This window comes from Pseudomonas sp. NFACC05-1 (assembly GCF_900100135.1).
Classification (GTDB): Bacteria; Pseudomonadota; Gammaproteobacteria; order Pseudomonadales; family Pseudomonadaceae; genus Aquipseudomonas; species Aquipseudomonas fluorescens_Q.
This window is the reverse complement of sequence record NZ_FMTR01000007.1, coordinates 72,379-94,327: the sequence shown is the minus strand read 5'-3', so window position 1 is coordinate 94,327 and position 21,949 is coordinate 72,379. Positions and strand designations below refer to the sequence as shown.

General features: G+C 61.4%; 21 protein-coding genes. 12 read left to right on the top strand and 9 right to left on the bottom strand.

Translation table 11 applies throughout. The features are described 5' to 3' along the window. The first annotated feature begins 65 nt into the window (after window positions 1-65). The 6 genes from tusD to BLO97_RS13280 all read left to right on the top strand — a co-directional run bounded on the left by tusD (window position 66) and on the right by BLO97_RS13280 (window position 3,530). Window positions 66-458, top strand: coding sequence for a sulfurtransferase complex subunit TusD (gene tusD / locus BLO97_RS13305; RefSeq protein WP_092144722.1), 393 nt, complete (start codon window positions 66-68; stop codon window positions 456-458). Then, window positions 458-820, top strand: coding sequence for a sulfurtransferase complex subunit TusC (gene tusC / locus BLO97_RS13300; RefSeq protein ID WP_092346164.1), 363 nt, complete (start codon window positions 458-460; stop codon window positions 818-820). Before tusD ends, tusC begins: the two co-directional genes overlap by 1 nt. Then, window positions 820-1,113: a sulfurtransferase complex subunit TusB gene (gene tusB, locus BLO97_RS13295; protein WP_063320500.1), complete on the top strand. Its 294-nt coding sequence runs from the start codon at window positions 820-822 to the stop codon at window positions 1,111-1,113. Before tusC ends, tusB begins: the two co-directional genes overlap by 1 nt. After that, a complete protein-coding gene (locus BLO97_RS13290) occupies window positions 1,110-1,445 on the top strand; it encodes a TusE/DsrC/DsvC family sulfur relay protein (RefSeq protein WP_092222701.1) in 336 nt (111 codons plus the stop codon). The genes tusB and BLO97_RS13290 overlap by 4 nt, the downstream gene beginning before the upstream one ends. After that, window positions 1,442-2,443, top strand: a complete 1,002-nt coding sequence (locus tag BLO97_RS13285) for a glycosyl transferase family protein (RefSeq protein ID WP_092346162.1) — start codon at window positions 1,442-1,444, stop codon at window positions 2,441-2,443. Before BLO97_RS13290 ends, BLO97_RS13285 begins: the two co-directional genes overlap by 4 nt. 88 nt (window positions 2,444-2,531) lie before the next feature. Beyond that, a complete protein-coding gene (locus tag BLO97_RS13280; RefSeq protein ID WP_092346160.1) occupies window positions 2,532-3,530 on the top strand; it encodes a glutathione S-transferase family protein in 999 nt (332 codons plus the stop codon). Window positions 3,531-3,649: 119 nt separating this feature from the next. On the opposite strand, the gene cysG is transcribed toward BLO97_RS13280, so the two are convergent. The 6 genes from cysG to BLO97_RS13250 all read right to left on the bottom strand — a co-directional run bounded on the left by cysG (window position 3,650) and on the right by BLO97_RS13250 (window position 11,232). Further along, on the bottom strand, window positions 3,650-5,044 hold the full coding sequence (cysG, locus tag BLO97_RS13275) for a siroheme synthase CysG (protein ID WP_092222695.1): 1,395 nt from the start codon (window positions 5,042-5,044) through the stop codon (window positions 3,650-3,652). Then, complete coding sequence (serS, locus tag BLO97_RS13270) at window positions 5,045-6,325, bottom strand: serine--tRNA ligase (protein ID WP_063320495.1); 1,281 nt, start codon at window positions 6,323-6,325, stop codon at window positions 5,045-5,047. A 12-nt stretch (window positions 6,326-6,337) separates the two neighbouring features. Further along, window positions 6,338-6,715, bottom strand: a complete 378-nt coding sequence (gene crcB, locus BLO97_RS13265; protein ID WP_063320494.1) for a fluoride efflux transporter CrcB — start codon at window positions 6,713-6,715, stop codon at window positions 6,338-6,340. Beyond that, window positions 6,712-8,037 (bottom strand): replication-associated recombination protein A, encoded by a 1,326-nt coding sequence (locus BLO97_RS13260; RefSeq protein ID WP_092144489.1) that lies wholly within the window; start codon window positions 8,035-8,037, stop codon window positions 6,712-6,714. Before BLO97_RS13260 ends, crcB begins: the two co-directional genes overlap by 4 nt. Before the next feature lie 108 nt (window positions 8,038-8,145). After that, a complete protein-coding gene (gene lolA, locus BLO97_RS13255) occupies window positions 8,146-8,769 on the bottom strand; it encodes an outer membrane lipoprotein periplasmic chaperone LolA (RefSeq protein WP_063320492.1) in 624 nt (207 codons plus the stop codon). A gap of 57 nt (window positions 8,770-8,826) precedes the next feature. Then, window positions 8,827-11,232 carry a DNA translocase FtsK gene (locus tag BLO97_RS13250; RefSeq protein ID WP_063320491.1) on the bottom strand — a complete coding sequence of 802 codons (2,406 nt, stop codon included), beginning with the start codon at window positions 11,230-11,232 and terminating at the stop codon, window positions 8,827-8,829. A gap of 308 nt (window positions 11,233-11,540) precedes the next feature. Between BLO97_RS13250 and trxB the strand changes: the two genes are divergently transcribed. The 4 genes from trxB to infA all read left to right on the top strand — a co-directional run bounded on the left by trxB (window position 11,541) and on the right by infA (window position 14,369). Continuing rightward, window positions 11,541-12,500, top strand: coding sequence for a thioredoxin-disulfide reductase (gene trxB / locus BLO97_RS13245; protein ID WP_063320490.1), 960 nt, complete (start codon window positions 11,541-11,543; stop codon window positions 12,498-12,500). Window positions 12,501-12,581: 81 nt separating this feature from the next. After that, window positions 12,582-13,262 carry a leucyl/phenylalanyl-tRNA--protein transferase gene (gene aat, locus BLO97_RS13240; RefSeq protein ID WP_092144486.1) on the top strand — a complete coding sequence of 227 codons (681 nt, stop codon included), beginning with the start codon at window positions 12,582-12,584 and terminating at the stop codon, window positions 13,260-13,262. Window positions 13,263-13,319: 57 nt separating this feature from the next. Beyond that, on the top strand, window positions 13,320-14,027 hold the full coding sequence (locus BLO97_RS13235) for an arginyltransferase (protein WP_063320488.1): 708 nt from the start codon (window positions 13,320-13,322) through the stop codon (window positions 14,025-14,027). 123 nt (window positions 14,028-14,150) lie between these two features. Beyond that, complete coding sequence (gene infA, locus BLO97_RS13230; RefSeq protein WP_002553999.1) at window positions 14,151-14,369, top strand: translation initiation factor IF-1; 219 nt, start codon at window positions 14,151-14,153, stop codon at window positions 14,367-14,369. A gap of 217 nt (window positions 14,370-14,586) precedes the next feature. Here infA and clpA read toward each other — a convergent pair whose 3' ends face one another. Together clpA and clpS are read right to left on the bottom strand one after the other, a co-directional pair. Then, complete coding sequence (clpA, locus tag BLO97_RS13225; protein ID WP_063320487.1) at window positions 14,587-16,857, bottom strand: ATP-dependent Clp protease ATP-binding subunit ClpA; 2,271 nt, start codon at window positions 16,855-16,857, stop codon at window positions 14,587-14,589. Window positions 16,858-16,886: 29 nt separating this feature from the next. After that, window positions 16,887-17,249 carry an ATP-dependent Clp protease adapter ClpS gene (gene clpS / locus BLO97_RS13220; protein WP_003180089.1) on the bottom strand — a complete coding sequence of 121 codons (363 nt, stop codon included), beginning with the start codon at window positions 17,247-17,249 and terminating at the stop codon, window positions 16,887-16,889. Between the two features lie 226 nt (window positions 17,250-17,475). Between clpS and BLO97_RS13215 the strand changes: the two genes are divergently transcribed. Next, on the top strand, window positions 17,476-17,745 hold the full coding sequence (locus BLO97_RS13215) for a cold shock domain-containing protein (RefSeq protein ID WP_092144484.1): 270 nt from the start codon (window positions 17,476-17,478) through the stop codon (window positions 17,743-17,745). Between the two features lie 77 nt (window positions 17,746-17,822). On the opposite strand, the gene icd is transcribed toward BLO97_RS13215, so the two are convergent. After that, on the bottom strand, window positions 17,823-19,079 hold the full coding sequence (gene icd, locus BLO97_RS13210) for an NADP-dependent isocitrate dehydrogenase (protein WP_063320485.1): 1,257 nt from the start codon (window positions 19,077-19,079) through the stop codon (window positions 17,823-17,825). A gap of 482 nt (window positions 19,080-19,561) precedes the next feature. Between icd and BLO97_RS13200 the strand changes: the two genes are divergently transcribed. Then, window positions 19,562-21,787, top strand: a complete 2,226-nt coding sequence (locus BLO97_RS13200; protein ID WP_092346158.1) for an NADP-dependent isocitrate dehydrogenase — start codon at window positions 19,562-19,564, stop codon at window positions 21,785-21,787. Window positions 21,788-21,949 lie beyond the last annotated feature (162 nt).

The window sequence follows — 21,949 nt, the reverse complement described above, 5'->3', positions numbered from 1 at the left end:
TCTGGCAATCGCCCCACCGCCAATAAAGCTTTATCATGGCCGCAGTTTTGCTGATCGGGTCTGTCATGAAGTTCGCCATTGCGCTGTTTTCCGCCGCCCATGCGCCCTCCTCGCGCCGTGCCTTGCTGTTTGCCCAGGCTGCGCTGGCGGGCGGGCATGAGATCGTGCGGCTGTTTTTCTATCAGGACGGCGTCTATAACGCCTGCGCCAGTGTCGTCACGCCCCAGGACGAACAGGACCTGCCCCAGCAGTGGCGAACCTTTGTCAGCGACAACCAGCTCGATGGTGTGGTCTGCATCGCGGCGGCGTTGCGCCGTGGGGTGTTGAACGAGGAAGAGGCCCAGCGCTACCAGCGCTCGGCGGTTAGCGTCGAGGCACCCTGGACCTTGTCCGGGCTGGGCCAGTTGCACGATGCGATCCAGGGCGCCGACCGTTTGATCTGCTTTGGAGGCGCGTGATGGCCAAGTCTTTGTTGTTGATCAGCCGCCAGGCCCCCTGGTCCGGCCCCGGCGCCCGTGAAGCGCTGGACATCGTCCTGGCCGGCGGCGCCTTCGACCTGCCCATCGGCCTGCTGTTTCTCGATGACGGGGTATTCCAACTGACAAGCAGCCAAAACGCCAAGGCCGTCCAGCAAAAGGACCTGAGCGCGAACTTGCAGGCATTGCCGATGTTTGGCGTCGACGACCTGTTTGTCTGTGCCGACAGCGCCGCCGAACGCGGTGTCGCCCTCGACACCCTGGCGCTGGCCGACATGAAAGCACTGACCGCGCCGCAAATCGCCGCGCTCATTGACCGTTACGACCAGGTGATCACCCTCTGATGTCGACTTTGCATGTGTTGTCTCATTCGCCCTTCGGCGATAACCGCCTCGCCAGTTGCCTGCGGGTGCTGGGTAATCAGGATGCGCTGCTGCTGTGCGGCGACGCGACGTACGCGTTGCAACCGGGCAGCCCACCGTTTGCAGTGCTGCAGGCCGCTGGCGTGAACCTGTTCGTGCTCGCCGAAGACCTCCAGGCCCGCGCCCTGGACACGCCAGACTGGGCCGAAGCCATCAACTATTCGGGTTTCGTCGAGCTGTCGATCGAGCACGACAAGGTCAACACCTGGCTATGAAGACGCTGAACGTGGGCGACCGCACCATCGCGCTGGACAAGGACGGCTACCTGGCCGACCTTGACGACTGGTCGGCCGAGGTCGCCACGGCCCTGGCCACTGCCGAAGACATCGAGCTGGGCCCCGAACACTGGGAGATCCTCGAACTGCTGCGCGGCTTCTATAACGAATTCCAGCTCTCCCCCGCGACCCGGCCGCTGATCAAGTACACGGCACTGAAACTGGGCGCGAACAAAGGCAACAGCCTGCACCTGAACCGATTGTTCAAAGGCACTCCCGCCAAACTCGCCGCCAAGCTGGCGGGCCTGCCCAAACCGACGAATTGCTTATGACCGACTTTCCATCGCTGACCCTTGAGACCCCGGCCGAACACCCGTTCGCCCAGTTCGTGCGCATCCTGGGCAAAGGCAAGCGCGGCGCCCGCAACCTGACCCGCGAAGAAGCCCGCGAAGCCATGGGCCTGGTGCTCGACGAAAAGGTCGAGGACACCCAGCTTGGCGCCTTCCTGATGTTGCTGCGGCACAAGGAAGAAAGTGCCGAGGAGATGGCCGGTTTCACCGAGGCCCTGCGTGAACGCCTGGTGGTCCCGGCGTTGGCGGTGGACCTCGACTGGCCGACCTACGCCGGCAAGAAGCGCCATTTGCCGTGGTACCTGCTGGCGGCCAAGTGCCTTGGGCAGAACGGCGTGCGGATCTTCATGCACGGCGGCGGCGCTCATACGGCGGGCCGGCTCTACACCGAACAACTGTTGGCGTTTTTGCAGATCCCGCTATGCCGTGACTGGCAACAGGTCGGCAGTGCGCTGGACAACGGCGGCCTGGCCTTCATGCCGCTGGTGGACTGGGCGCCGCAGATGCAGCGGATGATCGACCTGCGCAACACCCTGGGCCTGCGCTCGCCGATCCACTCACTGGCACGCATCCTCAACCCGCTGGCCGCCCGTTGCGGCTTGCAAAGCATTTTCCACCCGGGCTACCAAGCCGTGCATCGCGACGCCAGCGGTTTGCTCGGTGATACCGCCATCGTGATCAAGGGCGACGGCGGCGAGATCGAAATCAACCCGGACGCCGATAGCCACCTGTACGGCACCACCGGCGGCGTCAGTTGGGATGAAGAATGGCCGCGACTGGCCGAGCAGCGCCACGTCAAACCGGAAAGCCTCGATCCTGAGCACTTGAAAGCGATCTGGCTCGGTGACGTCGAAGACAGCTACCCGCAACTGGCGCTCATCGCCACCATGGCCCTGGCCTTGCGTGGCCTGGGCCTGGCTCGCGAAGAAGCGTTCGATAAAGCCCGGCGGTATTGGGATGCTCGGGATCGTTCGATTTAACCGATCATTAACGCCCAACCTTTGCGCTTTTAGTTCGAACCTATGGGAATAGACTCGTCTCCAATGATTATTGAGCGAGGAGATCCAGATGGGTTTGTTGGTCAAGGGCCGCTGGCAGGACCAGTGGTATGAAAGCAAGGACGGCACCTTCCAGCGCGAACAGGCGCAGCGCCGTCATTGGGTCACCGCCGACGGCAGCGCTGGCCCCTCGGGCGAGAGCGGCTTTGCCGCCGAGGCCGGGCGCTACCATTTGTATGTCTCCCTGGCTTGCCCCTGGGCCCACCGCACGCTGATCGTGCGCAAGCTCAAGGGCCTGGAGGCGCTGATCGATGTCTCGGTGGTCAGCTACCTGATGCTGGAAAACGGCTGGACCTTCGACAAGGCCCACGGCTCCACCGGCGACAAGCTCGACCATCTGCAATTCCTGCATCAGCGCTACACCGCCGACACGCCGGACTACACTGGCCGCGTCACGGTTCCGGCCCTTTGGGACAAACGCCAACAGCGCATCGTCAACAATGAATCGGCGGAAATCATCCGCATGTTCAACAGTGCCTTCGACGGCTTGACCGGCAACGGGCTGGACCTCTATCCCGAACACCTGCGCGGCGACATCGACGCGTTGAACGAGCGGATTTATCCGGCGGTGAACAATGGCGTGTATCGCGCCGGGTTCGCCACGACCCAAGCCGCGTATGAAGAAGCCTTCGACCGGCTATTCGCCGAACTGGATTGGCTGGAAGCGTTACTGGAAACCCGCCGCTACCTGGCTGGCGAATACCTGACCGAGGCCGACATCCGCCTGTTCACCACGATGATCCGCTTCGACGCGGTGTACTTCGGCCACTTCAAATGCAACCTGCGGCGCATCGCCGATTATCCGAACCTGTCGAACTGGCTGCGGGAGCTGTACCAGTGGCCGGGCATTGCCGAGACCGTGGATTTCACGCATATCCAGGGCCATTACTATGGCAGCCACAAGACCATCAACCCCAATGGAATCGTGCCCAAGGGGCCGAAGCAGGATTTCAGGGTTGCCCATGATCGGGGAAGGTTGAGTGGGAAAGGGATTTGGCAGCGCGATTAAGATCGTTCCCACGCTCCGCGTGGGAATGCATCCGGTGACGCTCTGCGTCACTCCAAGGCGGAACGCGGAGCGTCCCGGGCGGCGTTCCCACGGGAGTGGGAACGATCAGCTACACGGCTTCAGACCTGCCCCTGAGCCCCTTCGAACCACGCCAGTTTCTCGCGCAGTTGCACCACTTCCCCGACGATCACCAGGGTCGGCGCATGAACTTCGTGCTCGGCCACCAGCCGTGGCAAGTCCGCCAAAGTGCCGGTAAAGACCCGCTGGTTGGACGTCGTGCCCTGCTGGATCAGTGCCGCTGGCGTATCCGCCGCACGGCCATGCTTGATCAGCTCGTCGCAGATCACTGGCAGCCCCACCAAGCCCATGTAGAACACCAGGGTCTGGGCAGGCGAAACCAGGTCCGCCCACGGCAAGTCGCTGGTGCCATCCTTGAGATGGCCGGTGATGAAACGCACCGATTGGGCATAGTCGCGATGGGTCAGCGGGATCCCGGCGTAGGCCGCGCAACCACTGGCCGCGGTGATGCCCGGGACGACCTGGAACGGAATGCCATGGGCTGCCAGTTCTTCGATCTCTTCGCCGCCGCGCCCGAAGATGAATGGATCGCCCCCCTTCAACCGCACCACGCGCTTGCCCTGGCGGGCCAGGTCCACCAATTGCTGGTTGATCTGGTCCTGGGGCACGGCGTGCTCAGAGCGGCGCTTGCCGACGTAGATGCGCTCGGCGTCGCGCCGGCACAGCTCCAGGATCGCCGGCGCCACCAGGCGGTCGTACAGCACCACGTCGGCCTGCTGCATCAGGCGCAAGGCGCGGAAGGTCAGCAGGTCCGGATCACCCGGCCCGGCGCCCACCAGATAAACTTCGCCCGGCGCGTTCGGCGCCTGGCCATCGATCTTTTCCCGCAGTAGACGCTCGGCTTCCGCGCCCTGCCCGGCCAGTTGCCGGTCGGCGATAGGGCCCTGGAACACGTCTTCCCAGAACGCCCGTCGTTGCTGCACATCGGGAAACAAGCCTTTGACCTGGCTGCGAAAACGCGCCGCCAACCCAGCCAACTGCCCGTAGGTCGACGGAATCCAGGTTTCCAGCTTGGCCCGGATCAACCGCGCCAGCACCGGCGCATCGCCGCCACTGGACACCGCGATCACCAAGGGTGAACGGTCGACAATCGCCGGGAAGATCACACTGCACAGGGCCGGCGCGTCTACCACGTTGACCGGCACGCAGCGCTTATGGGCGTCGGCCGACACCTGGGCGTTAAGCGGCTCGTCGTCGGTGGCGGCAATGATCAAGCCGCAGCCGTCCAGGTCGGCTTCCTGATAACCACGCAGGACGCATTCGCCACCGCTGCCTCTAACCAGCTCCCGCAACTGCGGCTCGATCTCGGGTGCGACTACCCGTAGCAGCGCACCGGCATCGGCCAGCAAGCGAGACTTGCGCAAGGCAATCTCGCCGCCGCCGACCACCAGCACGCGGCTGCCGCGCAGGTTGTGGAACAGTGGCAAATAGTCCATTTAGCCGATGACCTCGATGCCGCCCATGTAGGGCTTCAACACTTCAGGCACGCGGATCGAACCGTCGGCCTGCTGGTAGTTTTCCAGCACCGCCACCAGGGTACGACCCACCGCCAGGCCGGAGCCATTGAGGGTATGGACCAGTTCCGGCTTGCCGGTTTCCGGATTGCGGAAACGCGCCTGCATGCGGCGGGCCTGGAAGTCGCCGCAGTTGGAGCACGAGGAAATCTCGCGGTACTTGTCCTGGCTCGGGATCCAGACTTCCAGGTCGTAGGTCTTGACCGCACTGAAGCCCATGTCGCCGGTGCACAGTGCCAGGGTGCGATATGGCAGTTCCAGCAGCTGCAGGACCTTCTCGGCGTTGGCGGTCAGGCTTTCCAGCGCTTCCATGGATTTCGACGGCTCGACAATCTGGACCATCTCGACCTTGTCGAACTGGTGTTGGCGAATCATGCCGCGGGTATCACGGCCCGACGCCCCGGCTTCACTGCGAAAGCACGGCGTGTGGGCGACGAACTTGATCGGCAGTTGCTTGGCGTCGACGATTTCGCCGGCCACGATGTTGGTCAGCGACACTTCGGCGGTCGGGATCAGGTACAGGTCGGCCTCGCCTTCGCGGCTGATCTTGAACAGGTCTTCCTCGAATTTCGGCAACTGGCCAGTGCCTTGCAGGGCCGGGGCCTGGACCAGGTACGGCGTGTAGGCTTCTTCGTAGCCGTGCTCGGTGACGTGCAGGTTGATCATGAACTGCGCCAGGGCCCGGTGCAGACGGGCAATCGGCCCACGCAGCAAGGCAAAACGGGCGCCCGACAGCTTGGCGGCGGTTTCGAAATCCAGCCAGCCGAATTTCTCGCCCAGGGCGACATGGTCCTGCACCGGGAAATCGAAGGTTGTCGGCGTGCCCCAACGGCGCACTTCGACGTTGCCGTCTTCGTCTTCCCCGACCGGCACCGACTCATGAGGCAGGTTGGGGATGCCCAGCAGGATCGAATCCAGCTCGGTCTGGATTGCGTCCAGTTCGACCTTGCCGGCACTCAACTCGCCCGCCATGCGCTCGACATCGGCCATCAGCGGCGCGATGTCTTCACCGCGTTGCTTGGCCTGACCGATGGATTTGGAGCGCGCGTTACGTTCAGCCTGCAGGGCTTCGGTGCGGGTCTGGACGGTCTTGCGCTGTTCTTCCAGCGCTTCGATGCGCGCGACGTCCAGGGCAAAGCCACGGGATGCCAGGCGGTCCGCTACGTCCTGAAGGTTGCTACGTAACAGTTTGGAATCGAGCATGTCGGTCTCTCGTTAGATAAGTTTGGTCAGGGACAGGCCGGCCCAGGTGGCGAGCAGCCCGCCGAATACGCTGATGGCCGCGTAGCCCAGGGCCAGCGGCACCTGCCCGCTTTCCAGCAGGCGCACCGTATCCAGTGAAAAGGATGAAAAGGTCGTCAGGCCGCCAAGGAAGCCGACGATGAGCCCGGCACGCACTTCGACAGGCACTTCCGGGCGAATCAAAAACAGGCCGTACAGGACGCCGATCAGCAGACAGCCCACGATATTAACGGCCAGCGTCGCGGTATAGAAGTGCCGCGGCCAATTTGCGCTGACCCAATTGCTGGTGGCGAACCGTGCCAAGGTGCCGGCAACACCGCCAGCGGAGACTGCAAGGATCAAGGGAATCAAGGTTTTCTCCGCTGCCGTGGACTCAAGCGGTCCAGTTGGGCCAAGTGGTTGAGCTTCTCGCCGATCTTCAGCTCCAGGCCCCGGGGCACCGGCTGGTAGAACCGCTGGGGTTCGAATTCGTCGGGAAAATAGTCTTCACCGGCAGCATAGGCGTCCGGCTCATCGTGGGCGTAACGGTATTCTTCGCCGTAGCCCAACTGCTTCATGAGCTTGGTCGGCGCGTTGCGCAGGTGCAGCGGCACCTCGAGGGAGCCGTGCTCGGTAGCGCTGCGCATCGCGGCCTTGAAGCCCATGTAGACGGCGTTGCTTTTCGGCGCGCAGGCCAGGTAGGTAATGGCCTGGGCCACGGCGAGCTCGCCTTCCGGGCTGCCGAGGCGCTCCTGCACATCCCAGGCTGCCAGGCACAGGCTCAGGGCCCGCGGGTCGGCATTACCGATGTCTTCGCTGGCCATGCGCACCACGCGCCGCGCCAGGTACAGCGGATCGCAGCCGCCGTCGATCATGCGCGCAAACCAGTACAAGGCCGCATCGGGGTTGGAACCACGGATGGATTTGTGCAGCGCCGAAATCTGGTCGTAGAACGCCTCGCCGCCCTTGTCGAAGCGACGCCGGGTATCGCCCAGCAGGCTTTGCAGCAGCTCGACGCCAATCTCGCTGTCGTCTTCGGCCAGGTCCGAGGCGTTTTCCAGCAGGTTGAGCAAGCGTCGGCCATCGCCATCGGCGGCTGAAAACAGGATCTGGAAGCCTTCATCGCTGAGGCTCAAATGCCGCTTGCCCAGGCCGCGCTCCTCGGTCAGCGCCCGATGCACCAGCTTGCGCATCGCCACCTCGTCGAGGCTCTTGAGCACATAGACCCGCGCCCGGGACAGCAAGGCATTGTTGAGTTCGAACGAAGGGTTTTCGGTGGTCGCACCGATGAAAATCAGCGTGCCGTCTTCGACGTAGGGCAGGAACGCGTCCTGTTGAGACTTGTTGAAGCGGTGGACTTCGTCGACGAACAGGATGGTGCGCTTGCCGTATTGCCCGGCCTGCTGCTTGGCCACTTCCACCGCCTGGCGGATTTCCTTGACCCCGGCCAGTACCGCCGACACCGTTTCGAAGTGGGCATCCGAGACTTCCGCCAGCAGTCGCGCCAGGGTGGTCTTGCCCACGCCCGGCGGGCCCCAGAAGATCATCGAGTGCAACGCACCCTGCTCCAAGGCCTCGCGCAGAGGCTTGCCGCGGGCGAGCACATGTTCCTGGCCGACGTACTCATCCAGGTTGGTCGCACGCAGGCGGGCGGCCAAGGGCTGGGCAATCGGGGCGCTTCGAAACAGGTCCATCACTACTTACACAACCTCCGCTGGGTCCTGTTGCCAATCCTCTCTGCCGGAGCAGATCGGCCCCCACAGACCTTTTCCCACAGGCCATTTCCAACAGGGGGCCAGTGTTTATTCCTGGATTACATCGGCACCCTTGGGGATGTCGAACTTGAACTTGGACGCGGCGATCGGCTCGTTGGCCTTGACCCCGGTGAACAGGATGTTGGTGCGCTGGCCGACACTGTCGATCAGTTGCATATCGTTGACCAGGCCGTTACGGAACGACAGGCGCAGGCTGTCGAACAGGCTGTCCTTGGTCTTGGGCTTGAGGGTGAAGTCAATCACGCCCCCGGCCTCCTTGGAGGTGATCTCGAAGCTCTGGCTGATCTCGGAGATGTCGCCGGAGAGCAGCAACGCCGGCGTCTGGGTCAGGCGCTGGTCGAGGGTCTTGATGGTCACCTGTTCCAGGTCCGGGTCCCACAGGGAGACTTTCTTGCCATCGGAGACCATCAGTTGTTCGGCTGGCGCATCGGTGTGCCAGTAGAACAGGCCTGGACGCTGCAGGGCCATGTCGCCGGCGGTTTCCTGCAATTGGGTACCACTGCCATCGAGGGTCAACTGGGAGAAACGTGCCGTCAGGGTCTGGGAGCCCCCCAGCAATTGGGTCAGGCGGGCCACATCCTTTTCGCCGGCGTGGGCCGACAAGGTGGTCAGGGCCAGTACGGGCAACAGCAACATGCGAATCAGGCGCATGGGAGTCCTCATGAAGTCGTGGGGGGCGAGCGGCGTGTCAGCAGGCCGCCCGGGTCATTAGTCGCGCATCGGGCCCGGCGCCAGTACTTCGCGCGAGCCGTTGGTGTTCATGGCCGTCACCACCCCGGCCATTTCCATGGCTTCGATCATGCGGGCGGCGCGGTTGTAGCCAATCTTCAGCTTGCGCTGAACGGCAGAAATCGAGGCCCGGCGGCTCTCCAGGACGAACTGCACCGCTTCGTCATAGAGCGCATCGGTTTCAGCATCGTCGTCACCGCCGCCGCTGCTGCCCTCGAAACCGCTGCCGGCTTCTTCGACACCGTTGAGAATGTCGTCGTTGTATTCAGGAGCACCGCGCAGTTTCCAGGCCTCCACCACGCGGTGCACTTCGTCGTCGGAGACGAACGCGCCATGCACGCGAATCGGCAGGCTGGTGCCCGGCGGCATGTAGAGCATGTCACCGTGACCAAGCAACTGCTCGGCGCCGCCCTGGTCGATGATGGTCCGTGAGTCGATCTTGCTCGACACCTGGAACGCCATGCGGGTCGGGATGTTGGCCTTGATCAAGCCGGTGATCACGTCCACCGACGGCCGCTGGGTGGCGAGAATCAAGTGGATACCGGCCGCACGGGCCTTCTGGGCAATACGAGCGATCAGCTCTTCGACCTTCTTGCCGACGATCATCATCATGTCGGCGAATTCGTCCACCACCACCACGATGGTCGGCAGCTTGTGCAGCAATGGCGCTTCGTCGTGAATATTTTCGCGGTGATACAGCGGGTCGCTCAACGGCGTGCCGGCCTCTTCGGCTTCCTTGACCTTGGCGTTGAAGCCCGACAGGTTGCGCACGCCCATCTTCGCCATCAGCTTGTAGCGGCGCTCCATCTCGGCGACGCTCCAGCGCAGCGCGTTGGCGGCGTCCTTCATGTCGGTGACCACCGGGCACAGCAAGTGCGGGATGCCCTCATAGATGGACAGCTCGAGCATTTTCGGGTCGATCATGATCAGCTTGGCGTCTTCGGGGCCGGACTTGAACAGAATCGACAGGATCATCGCGTTCACACCCACCGACTTACCGGAACCGGTGGTACCGGCCACCAGCAGGTGGGGCATTTTCGCCAGGTCGGTGATGACCGGCTTGCCGCCGATGTCGTGACCCAGGGCCAGGGTGACCGGCGACTTGTGGTTGTCGTACTCAGGCGTCGACAACACTTCAGAGAAGCGCACGATCTGCCGGTCTTCGTTGGGAATCTCGATACCCACGGTGGTCTTGCCGGGAATCACTTCCACCACCCGCACGCTGGTCACGGCCAGGGAACGCGCCAGGTCCTTCGCGAGGTTGGCGATGCGGCTGACCTTCACGCCGGCGGCCGGCTGGATTTCGTAGCGGGTGATGACCGGCCCCGGGTGGATCGAGTCCACCGAGACCTCGACGCCGAACTCCTTGAGCTTGATCTCCAGCAAATGACCGACGGCCGCCAGGGATTCGGGGGAATAGTTGAGTTGTTTCTTCTCGGCCGGGTCCAGGATCGAGATCGGCGGCAAGGTGCCTTCCACCGCGCTGTCGACGAACAGCGGCGCCTGTTTCTCCTTCTGGACACGCTTGCTTTGCTCGGGCGGCTTGGCCGGGGCCATGGTGATGACCGGCGGCACCTGTTTCTCGCGCTCGGACATGTGCTTGCTCAACGCCTGCTCACGCTCGATCAGGCGCTCCTTGACCTTGGCCTGCTCGCGTTTGTCCGGCGTCGTCGGGGCTACCACGTCGTGGACGCGGTCGTCGACTTCACGCAGTTGCGCCACCAGTTGCTTGCGCTCGGTGCGCGCCGCCCACCAGCGGTTCATGGCGCCCTGGATCAGCTCGATCAGGTCGAGGGTGATCTTGCCGGTGACGTCCATGACCTTGAACCACGACAGGTCGGTGAACACCGTCAGGCCGAACAGGAACAGGGCGATGAACAGCAGCGTACTGCCCTGGATGTTCAGGGCGTTCCTGGCCAGGTCGCCGAGGCTTTCCCCCAGCGCCCCGCCCGCCCCGGCCGGCAAGCCGGTGGGCGCGTGGAAATGGATATGGGCCAGTGCGGCCCCCGACAACACCAGGAACACCAGGCCGATCAGCCGCCAGGAGAACAGCCAGCCGCTCCACTGCCACGGCTCGTGGCGCTGGCGGAAGATCTGGTAGGCCTTGATCGCCAGCAGCAACGGGAAGATGTAGGCGAAATAGCCCAGCACCATGAACAGGATATCGGCGCTGTAGGAACCGGCCGGACCGCCGAAATTCTGCACGTCGTCGATCTTGCTGTTATGGCTCCAGCCCGGATCGTCCTTGCCGTAGGTCAGCAGGGCCATCATCAGGAACAGGCACAGGGCGCCGATGGCGATCAACGCACCTTCCTTGAGCCGGTAGTGCAGTTGCTGGCGCCAGAGCGGAACGACTGGTTTGGGTGCTGCGGTGGATTTCTTCAAAACGCTTCTTTTCCTGCGCCAACGGCGCGTCCATCTGTTGAATGACTATAAAAAACTGCCCACGACGAGCAGGTAAAAAAGTGAATGTGCACAACCGGTACTACTTTTACCACTGTGGGGTGCATCCAGAAAACCGCAGGCGTTGCCGAAGATTTTGATCTTTAGCCCATCCTGCGTTCAAAACTCAAGCATTGTACGGTTTTGTCCGCGCCAAGGCATTGCCTGACAGCATAGCCGAATACAGGGTATACACGCGCCAATTGGACCATGCATTCTCTTTTGTGACAAAGGCTTATGAGGTGTTTTTTATGAGCGAAGTGAAGCATTCACGCCTGATCATTCTCGGTTCGGGCCCTGCGGGGTACAGCGCTGCCGTCTATGCTGCCCGCGCCAACCTCAAACCCGTTGTCATTACCGGCCTGCAGGCCGGTGGCCAGCTCACCACCACGGTGGAAGTCGACAACTGGCCCGGCGACGTCGAAGGCCTGACGGGCCCGGTACTGATGGAACGCATGCAACGGCACGCCGAGCGCTTCGACACGCAGATCGTCTACGACCATATTCACACCGCCAAGTTGCAACAGCGCCCCTTCGAGCTTATCGGCGACAGCGGCACCTACACCTGCGATGCGCTGATCATTGCCACCGGCGCTTCCGCGCAATACCTGGGCCTGCCCTCGGAAGAGACCTTCGCCGGCAAAGGCGTTTCAGCCTGTGCAACCTGCGATGGCTTTTTCTATCGAAACCAGGTGGTGGCCGTGGTCGGCGGCGGTAACACGGCGGTCGAGGAAGCCTTGTACCTGTCGAACATCGCCAGGGAAGTGCACCTGATCCACCGTCGCGACAAGCTGCGTTCAGAGAAGATCCTGCAGGACAAACTCTTCGAAAAGGCCGCCAGCGGCAATATCAAGCTGCATTGGAACCAGAACCTGGATGAAGTCCTGGGCGACGCCAGCGGCGTGACTGGCGCGCGCCTGCGCCACAGCGAGACCGGCGAAACCAGCACCTTGCCCCTGGCCGGCGTATTCATTGCTATCGGCCATAAACCCAATACCGAGCTATTCCAGGGCCAGTTGAAGATGCGTGACGGCTACCTGTTCGTACGCGGCGGCAGCGAAGGCAACGCCACCGCAACCGATATCGAGGGCGTGTTCGCCGCCGGCGATGTGGCCGACCACGTCTATCGCCAGGCAATTACCTCCGCCGGTGCCGGCTGCATGGCCGCACTCGACGCTGAGAAGTATCTCGATGACATCCCTGCCGTTTGACGGTTAACCTTCCAGGCGGGCGCTCGCGGATGGGCGAAGCCCGCCACCAGCCGCCCTCCCCTTCTACTAAGCCGGATACCAATGCTGACCTGGTTACAACGCAACAGCTTCGAGTTCCCGCCCCTGGCAAAAGCCATGCGCGACCCCAACGGGTTATTGGCCGCCGGTGGCGACCTATCCGCCGACAGGTTGGTCCAGGCGTATCGCCATGGTTGCTTCCCATGGTTTTCCGAGGGGCAGCCGATCCTCTGGTGGTCGCCAGATCCGCGCACGGTGCTGTTTCCCGACGAACTGCACATCTCCCGCAGCCTGGGCAAACTGCTGCGCAAGCAGCGCTATGAAGTGACGTTCGATCGGGATTTTGCCGCAGTCATCCAGGCCTGCGCGGCGCCGCGGGACTATGCCGAGGGCACCTGGATCACCGACGCCATGCAAACCGCCTATCTGGAACTGCACCGACGCGGTTTCGCCCATTCGGTGGAAGTGTGGGACCAAGGGGCGCTGGTGGGCGGCCTGTATGGCTTGGCCATGGGCCAGCTGTTTTTTGGCGAGTCGATGTTCAGCCGAGCCGACAATGCGTCGAAATTCGGCTTCGCGAGGCTGGTCCAACACCTCAAGGCCGCCGGTTTCGTGCTGATCGACTGCCAGATGCCCACCGAGCATCTGCACAGCCTGGGCGCCCGCTCGATTCCACGGACTGAGTTTGCTGGCTATCTCAAGGCCCATCTGGATCAACCCAACCACGCAACCTGGGTTTGCTGAGCGACATTCGCGCGCGTGGCTTACACTTAAATCTAAAAGCTTATCCGAGGGTTGATCATGACCGAGTTGGCGCGCTTGAAGTTCTATGCCACTCAGCCCCACTCTTGCAGTTATCTGCCGGAGGAGCAGGCCACGACGCTGTTCCTCGACCCCAGCCAGCCCATGGATGTGCATGTCTACGCAGACCTGTCGGAAATGGGCTTTCGTCGTAGCGGCGACCACCTCTACCGGCCCCATTGCCAGCATTGCAACGCCTGCGTCCCGGCGCGCATCCCTGTGACGCAATTTTTGCCCAACCGTCAGCAGAAACGCATTTTCAAGCGCAACGCCGATCTTCAGGTCCGCCCGGCCAAGCCGCAGTTCACCGAAGAATATTTCGACCTGTACCAGCGCTACATCGAACAACGCCATGCCGATGGCGACATGTACCCACCCAGTCGGGATCAGTTCTCGACCTTCCTGGTGCGTGACCTGCCGTTTTCCCGCTTCTACGAGTTCCGACTGGACGGGCGCCTGGTCGCCATCGCCGTCACGGACCTGCTGCCCAATGGACTTTCGGCGGTGTACACCTTCTACGAGCCGGACGAAGAACGGCGCAGCCTGGGACGATTTGCCATCCTCTGGCAAATCAACGAAGCCCGGCGCCTGGGCCTGGAAGCGGTGTACCTGGGCTACTGGATCAAGAACTGCAAGAAAATGAACTACAAGACCCAATATCGCCCCATTGAACTGCTGATTAACCAGCGGTGGGTTGTCCTGAGTTAAACCCCTTCGGCTTATAAAGCTAGAACCCCTTGGCTTGCCCCCCCTTTTTCGGGCACAATGCACGCCGCTTTTGCCTGGCGCAGTTGCACCGGGCCATTCACTGGATACCGAGGGCTTTACTGCATGTCGAAAGAAGACAGCTTCGAAATGGAAGGCACTGTCGTCGACACCCTGCCCAACACCATGTTTCGTGTGGAGTTGGAAAATGGGCACGTCGTAACCGCGCATATCTCCGGCAAGATGCGCAAGAACTACATTCGTATTCTTACCGGTGACAAAGTGCGCGTCGAGCTGACGCCCTATGACTTGAGCAAAGGGCGCATCACTTACCGCGCTCGCTAACAAGTCAATACAAAACGCCCGGCTGATGCCGGGCGTTTTTGTTTGCGCGCAACGCGGATCATTCCCACGCTCTGCGTGGGAATGCAGCCAGGGACGCTCTGCGTCCCAAAAGCCGAACGCGGAGCGTCCGTTGAGGCATTCCCACGCGGAGCGTGGGAACGATCCCATACACAGCAAAAAGGCGCCTTTCGGCGCCTTTTGCTTTGTTGCGGGTCGATCAGGCCATTTCGGCCGTGGTTTCGAAGTCGAAGGTCAGTTCGCCGTCCTTGATGTCGATGTGCACCACACCGCCATGCTCGGCCAGTTCGCCAAAGAGGATTTCCTCGGCCAGCGGGCGCTTGATCTTGTCCTGGATCAAGCGAGCCATCGGCCGCGCGCCCATCGTCACATCGTAACCACCTTCTGCCAGCCAACTGCGGGCCGCATCGGTGACTTCCAACAAGACACGCTTGTCTTCGAGTTGCGCCTGAAGTTCGGTAAGGAACTTGTCCACCACGCTCTTGATGACTTCATGGCTGAGGCGACCAAACTGGATAATGGTATCCAGGCGGTTGCGGAATTCAGGCGTGAAGCTCTTCTTGATCACTTCCATCGCATCGGACGAGTGGTCCTGATGGGTGAAACCGATCGAAGCGCGAGCCGCAGTTTCGGCACCGGCGTTCGTGGTCATGATGATGATCACGTTGCGGAAGTCCGCCTTGCGCCCGTTGTTATCGGTCAGCGTGCCGTGGTCCATGACCTGCAGGAGCAGGTTGAAGACTTCCGGATGCGCCTTCTCGATTTCGTCGAGCAACAATACGCAGTGTGGCTGCTTGGTGATGGCTTCGGTCAGCAGGCCGCCCTGGTCGAAACCGACATAGCCTGGAGGCGCACCGATCAGACGCGATACGGTGTGGCGCTCCATGTACTCGGACATGTCGAAGCGAACCAGCTCGATACCCATTGCCTTGGCCAGTTGCCGCGCGGCCTCGGTCTTGCCGACGCCGGTAGGACCGGCGAACAGGAACGAACCCACGGGCTTGTCCGGCGATTTGAGACCGGCGCGGGACAGCTTGATGGCGGTCGACAGCGAGTCGATGGCCGCATCCTGGCCGAACACCGTCAGCTTCAGGTCACGCTCCAGGTTACGCAGCAACTCCTTGTCGGAACTGGTGACGTGCTTAGGCGGAATACGCGCAATTTTCGCCACGATGTCCTCGACCTGAGGCACTTCGATGCGCTTGACGCGCTTCTCCAACGGTTGCAGGCGCTGGTAGGCACCCGCCTCGTCGATGACGTCGATGGCCTTGTCCGGCATGTGCCGGTCGTTGATGTAACGCGAGGCCAGCTCAGCCGCCGCGCGCAGGGCTTCATCACTGTATTCGATGTTGTGGTGCAGCTCGAAACGCCCTTTCAGGCCGCGCAGGATACCAATGGTGTCCTCCACCGAAGGCTCCGACACATCGACCTTCTGGAAACGCCGGGCCAGGGCCCGGTCTTTCTCGAAGATCCCGCGAAATTCCTGGAACGTGGTCGAGCCGATGCAACGGATATCACCCGACGACAGCAATGGCTTGAGCAGGTTCGACGCATCCATGACCCCACCCGACGCCGCCCCGGCACCAATAATAGTGTGGATTTCGTCGATGAACAGGATCGCTTGCGGACGTTTTTTCAACTCGCCGAGCAACGCCTTGAAGCGTTTCTCGAAGTCACCGCGGTACTTGGTACCGGCCAGCAAGGCACCCAGGTCGAGGGAATACACCACGCTGTTGGCCAGCAGGTCCGGCACCTGGTCGTCAACGATGCGCTTGGCCAGGCCTTCGGCGATGGCGGTCTTGCCCACGCCCGCCTCACCCACCAGCAATGGGTTGTTCTTGCGACGCCGAGCCAGGATCTGGGCAACACGCTCGACTTCCGCTTCGCGCCCGACCAGCGGGTCAATGCGCCCCTGGCGCGCCAGTTCGTTCAGGTTGCTGGCGTAGGCATCCAATGGGTTGCCTGAAGAAGAAGACTCACCGCCCTCGTCGTCCTGCATATCCTGCTCACCCTCGGAATGATCGCCATGCCCCGGCACCTTGGAGATGCCATGGGCGATGTAGTTGACGACATCGATACGCGCAACGCTCTGCTGCTTGAGCAGGAACACCGCCTGGCTTTCCTGCTCGCTGAAGATGGCAACCAGCACGTTGGCGCCGGTGACTTCACGCTTGCCCGAGCTCTGTACATGGAAGACAGCACGCTGCAGGACACGCTGGAAGCCCAGGGTTGGCTGGGTTTCGCGATCCTCGTCATGAACGGGGATCAGTGGCGTGGTGGAGTCGATGAACTCCTGCAGATCATGCTTGAGTTTATCGAGGTTCGCGCCGCAGGCACGCAAAACGGTGGCGGCAGCCTCGTTATCCAATAGGGCCAGCAGCAGGTGTTCGACGGTCATGAATTCATGACGCTTCGAACGAGCCTCCTTGAAGGCAAGATTGAGGGTGACTTCGAGCTCGCGGTTTAACATAGCTTCACCTCATACCCAAGTGGTCGGCGTTAACCGTCCTTCTCGATTTCACAGAGTAGCGGATGCTGGCTTTCCCGGGCGTATTGGTTGACCTGCATGGCCTTCGTCTCGGCGATGTCGCGGGTAAACACTCCACATACTGCCCGTCCCTCTGTATGGACGGCCAGCATGACCTTGGTCGCCAGCTCGCGATTCAGGTTAAAAAACACCTCGAGCACTTCGACGACGAAATCCATCGGTGTGTAGTCATCGTTGAACAAAACCACCTTGTACATCGGTGGCGCCTGTAATGCAGGCTTTGCCTCCTGAACAGCAATGCCTGCGGAATCGTCGTCGTGTAGATCCGGGCGATCCTGATTGAATGTTAGTCGAATCTGGCTGACTGCATGCATGGAAAGAAAGGTTCGTTTAGTTGGCGAATACAGTGATGGGGGCGCTTGTGGGCGATTTCAACCACGACCACCCGGCCACCTTGACTATCGGCAAAACGGTGTTACAACCAATAGAGCCCATCGTGGGTTAAAAAGGTCCGTGGAATCTATCCTTACTTCAAGATTAGCCTGCGGATGGACTGGATGATACTCCAGTGATGGAGTGCGTTGCAGAGGGAAATGGGTTATGTCGGTCGTCAAGATGAATGGCAAGGTGAAATGGTTCAACAATGCCAAGGGCTACGGTTTCATTATCGCGGCCGGCAGGGATGATGAAGACCTTTTCGCCCATTACTCGGCCATCAACATGGAAGGCTATAAAACCCTGAAGGCCGGACAGCCTGTGACGTTCGACGTCATCCAGGGACCCAAGGGCCTGCACGCGGTCAACATCAAGGTTGTCACCGCCGAAGAAAAGCCCGCCCCTGTCCAGGTCAGGGTCACCGAGACCCATTGACCGGTCGCTGCACCGGACAAATGAAAATGCCCGGCTCGATCACTCGAGCCGGGCATTCGCGCTGAGCGCCGATCCGCTTACATGTGCGAGATCAGGGCATCGCCGAAGCCCGAGGACGACACCAGCTTGGCGCCCTCCATCAGACGTTCGAAGTCATAGGTCACGGTCTTGGCCGAAATCGCGCCGTTAGTGCCCTTGATGATCAGGTCGGCCGCTTCGGTCCAACCCATGTGGCGCAGCATCATTTCCGCCGACAGGATCAACGACCCCGGGTTGACCTGGTCCTTTCCGGCATACTTGGGCGCGGTACCGTGGGTGGCTTCGAACATGGCCACGGTGTCGGACAGGTTGGCGCCCGGCGCAATACCGATACCGCCCACTTCCGCCGCCAGGGCGTCGGACAGGTAGTCACCGTTCAGGTTCAGAGTGGCGATCACGTCATATTCGGCCGGACGCAGCAGGATCTGCTGCAACATCGCATCGGCGATGGCGTCCTTGACGATGACATTCTTGCCGGTCTTCGGATTCTTGAACTGCATCCACGGTCCGCCGTCGAGCAAGGTCGCGCCAAACTCCTCGGCCGCCACTTCGTAGGCCCATTCCTTGAAGGCACCTTCGGTGAACTTCATGATGTTGCCTTTATGCACGATGGTCAGCGAGTCGCGGTCATTGTCGACAACATACTGCAAGGCCTTGCGGGCCAGGCGCTTGGTGCCCTGCTTGGAAACCGGCTTGACGCCGATGCCGCAGTCCTCGTCGAAACGGATCTTGGTCACACCCATTTCTTCTTTCAGGAACTTGATGACCTTGGTCGCTTCGGCCGAACCGGCCTTCCACTCGATGCCAGCGTAGATGTCCTCGGAGTTCTCGCGGAAGATCGTCATGTCCACGTCGCCAGGCTTCTTGACAGGGCTTGGCACGCCTTCGAACCAGCGCACCGGACGCAGGCACACGTACAGGTCGAGCTGCTGGCGCAGGGCCACGTTCAGCGAACGGATACCACCACCCACCGGCGTGGTCAGCGGACCCTTGATGGAAACCACGTAATCCTTGACCGCGTCCAGGGTTTCCTGGGGCAGCCAGGTGTCCTGGTCGTAGACTTGAGTCGCTTTCTCACCGGCATAGACTTCCATCCAGGAAATCTTGCGCTTGCCGCCATAGGCCTTCTGAACCGCAGCGTCCACAACCTTGATCATGACCGGACTGATATCGACGCCAATGCCGTCGCCTTCGATGAAGGGGATGATCGGGTTGTCGGGAACATTAAGAGAATGGTCTGCATTGACGGTGATTTTGTCACCGACGGCTGGAACCTGAATCTTTTGATACCCCATGCTGAACTCCATTGCTTGGATTGAACATCTGGCTGCGTTCGAGCGTACCCCACTTGAATCGGCACGCAAACCCTACGTTAGGCTCATCCGGGGTAAAGCGTTGCAGTTCGCGGTGTACAACTCTGAAAACCAAGGGAAAAGCGCCAAACATGAGCATAGCCCGCTCCTTGGGTACTGCGACGTTTAGACCAATGGACGTGTACGGAAGTCTATGAACCATCGGCAGATTGCCAGCTACCTATGTATAATGCCGCCGCTGACCACAGGGTCACGCTGGCTGAGCGCTCTATCACAGGACTTTTCCGCCAGTTTAAAAGCCGGACCGTTACCGCGGCCCAACCGCTTGACGCTCGACTGATGCACCCAACATCACCGCGAAGAAACCTCGACATTCGGTTCACGGATGACTTTGAACGAACGCGCTTACCCGGCGCCCTCGAGTTTCTGCGCATGCTTTAGCAAAGAAGAGAGTTAATCCGAATATGCCCACCCGCTCGAAGATCATCTATACCTTCACCGACGAAGCGCCCGCCCTCGCCACCTATTCGCTGCTGCCGATCGTCGAAGCCTTTACCGCTTCGGCCGATATCGCCGTGGAAACCCGCGATATCTCGCTCGCAGGGCGCATCCTGGCCAGCTTCCCCGAGCAACTGGGTGACAAAGCCGTAGCCGACCACCTCGCCGAACTGGGCGACCTGGCCATTACGCCTGAAGCCAACATCATCAAGCTGCCGAACATCAGCGCCTCGGTGCCGCAACTGCAGGCCGCGATCAAGGAATTGCAGGCCCAGGGCTACGCACTGCCGGACTACCCGGAAACCGTGACCACCGATGCCGAGAAAGACGCTCGCGCCCGCTACGACAAGGTCAAGGGCAGCGCCGTGAACCCGGTCCTGCGCGAAGGCAACTCCGACCGCCGCGCACCGCTGTCGGTCAAGAACTACGCCCGCAAGCACCCGCACAAGATGGGCGCCTGGGCAGCCGACTCCAAATCCCACGTGGCCCACATGAGCACCGGCGATTTCTACGGCAGCGAAAAAGCCGCCCTGATCGACGCCGCGGGCAGCGTGAAAATCGAGCTGATCGCCCAGGACGGCACTGCCACTGTCCTGAAAGAAAAAACCACCGTACAAGCCGGTGAGATCCTCGACTGCGCCGTGATGAGCAAAAACGCCCTGCGCGACTTCATCGCCGCTGAAATCGAAGACGCCAAGCAAAAAGGCGTCCTGCTGTCGGTTCACCTCAAGGCCACCATGATGAAGGTCTCCGACCCGATCATGTTCGGCCAGATCGTTGCCGAGTTCTATAAAGATGCCCTGGCCAAGCACGCACAAGTGCTGGAGCAGATCGGCTTCAACCTGAACAACGGCATCGGCGATCTGTACGCCCGCATCAAGGCCCTGCCGGCCGAGCAACAGGCGCAGATCGAAGCCGACATCCAGGCGGTCTACGCGGCGCGCCCATCCCTGGCGATGGTCAACTCCGACAAAGGCATCACCAACCTGCACGTGCCGAGCGACGTCATCGTCGACGCCTCGATGCCGGCCATGATCCGTGACTCCGGCAAGATGTGGGGCACCGACGGCCAACTGCACGACACCAAGGCCGTGATCCCGGATCGCTGCTATGCCACCATCTACCAGGCGGTGATCGAAGACTGCAAGCAACACGGCGCCTTCGACCCAACCACCATGGGCAGCGTGCCGAACGTTGGCCTGATGGCCAAGAAAGCCGAAGAGTACGGCTCCCACGACAAGACCTTCCAGATCAAGGTCGACGGCGTGGTCCGTGTTTCGGACAGCAACGGCCGCACCCTGCTGGAGCAAAGCGTCGAAGCTGGTGACATCTTCCGCATGTGCCAGACCAAGGACGCGCCGATCCAGGATTGGGTCAAGCTGGCCGTCAACCGTGCCCGCGCCAGCGACACGCCGGCAATCTTCTGGCTGGACCCGATGCGCGCCCATGACGGCGTCGTGATCGAGAAAGTCCAGACCTACCTGAAGGACTACGACACTGCCGGACTGGACATCCGCATCATGGCGCCGGTCGACGCGATGAAGTTCACCCTGGCCCGCACCCGCGAAGGCAAGGACACCATCTCGGTGACTGGCAACGTACTGCGCGACTACCTGACCGACCTGTTCCCGATCATGGAACTGGGCACCAGCGCCAAGATGCTGTCGATCGTGCCGCTGATGAACGGCGGTGGCCTGTTCGAAACCGGCGCTGGCGGCTCGGCCCCCAAGCACGTGCAGCAATTGCTGGAAGAAAACTTCCTGCGCTGGGATTCCCTGGGCGAGTTCCTGGCCCTGGCCGCTTCCCTCGAGCACCTGGGCGTGACCTACAACAACCCGAAAGCACTGGTGCTGGCCAAGACCCTGGACCAGGCTACCGGTGAGTTCCTGGACCGCAACAAGTCGCCTTCGCGCAAGGTCGGCGGCATCGACAACCGTGGCAGCCACTTCTACCTGACCCTGTTCTGGGCCCAGGCTCTGGCCGCCCAGGATGACGACGCAGCCCTCAAGGCTCAGTTCGCTTCCCTGGCCAAGACATTGACCGACAACGAAGAAAAAATCGTTGCCGAGCTCAACGCCGTCCAGGGCAAGCCCGTGGACATCGGCGGCTACTACTTCGCCAACCCGGAGCTGACCAGCAAGGCCATGCGCCCGAGCAACACCTTCAACGCAGCGATTGCCGCGCTGGTGTAAGGTTGTAAGGGAACACCACGAACCCCGGCCTTGTGCCGGGGTTTGTGTTTCCAGGCATACCAAGCGCTCCCCAACCTATCTTGCCCCACCCCATTGGCTGCCCAGGCTTACCTTGACAGTACAATCAGACAGCCTAGCCTTAAAAGCATCGTTCTAAGTACG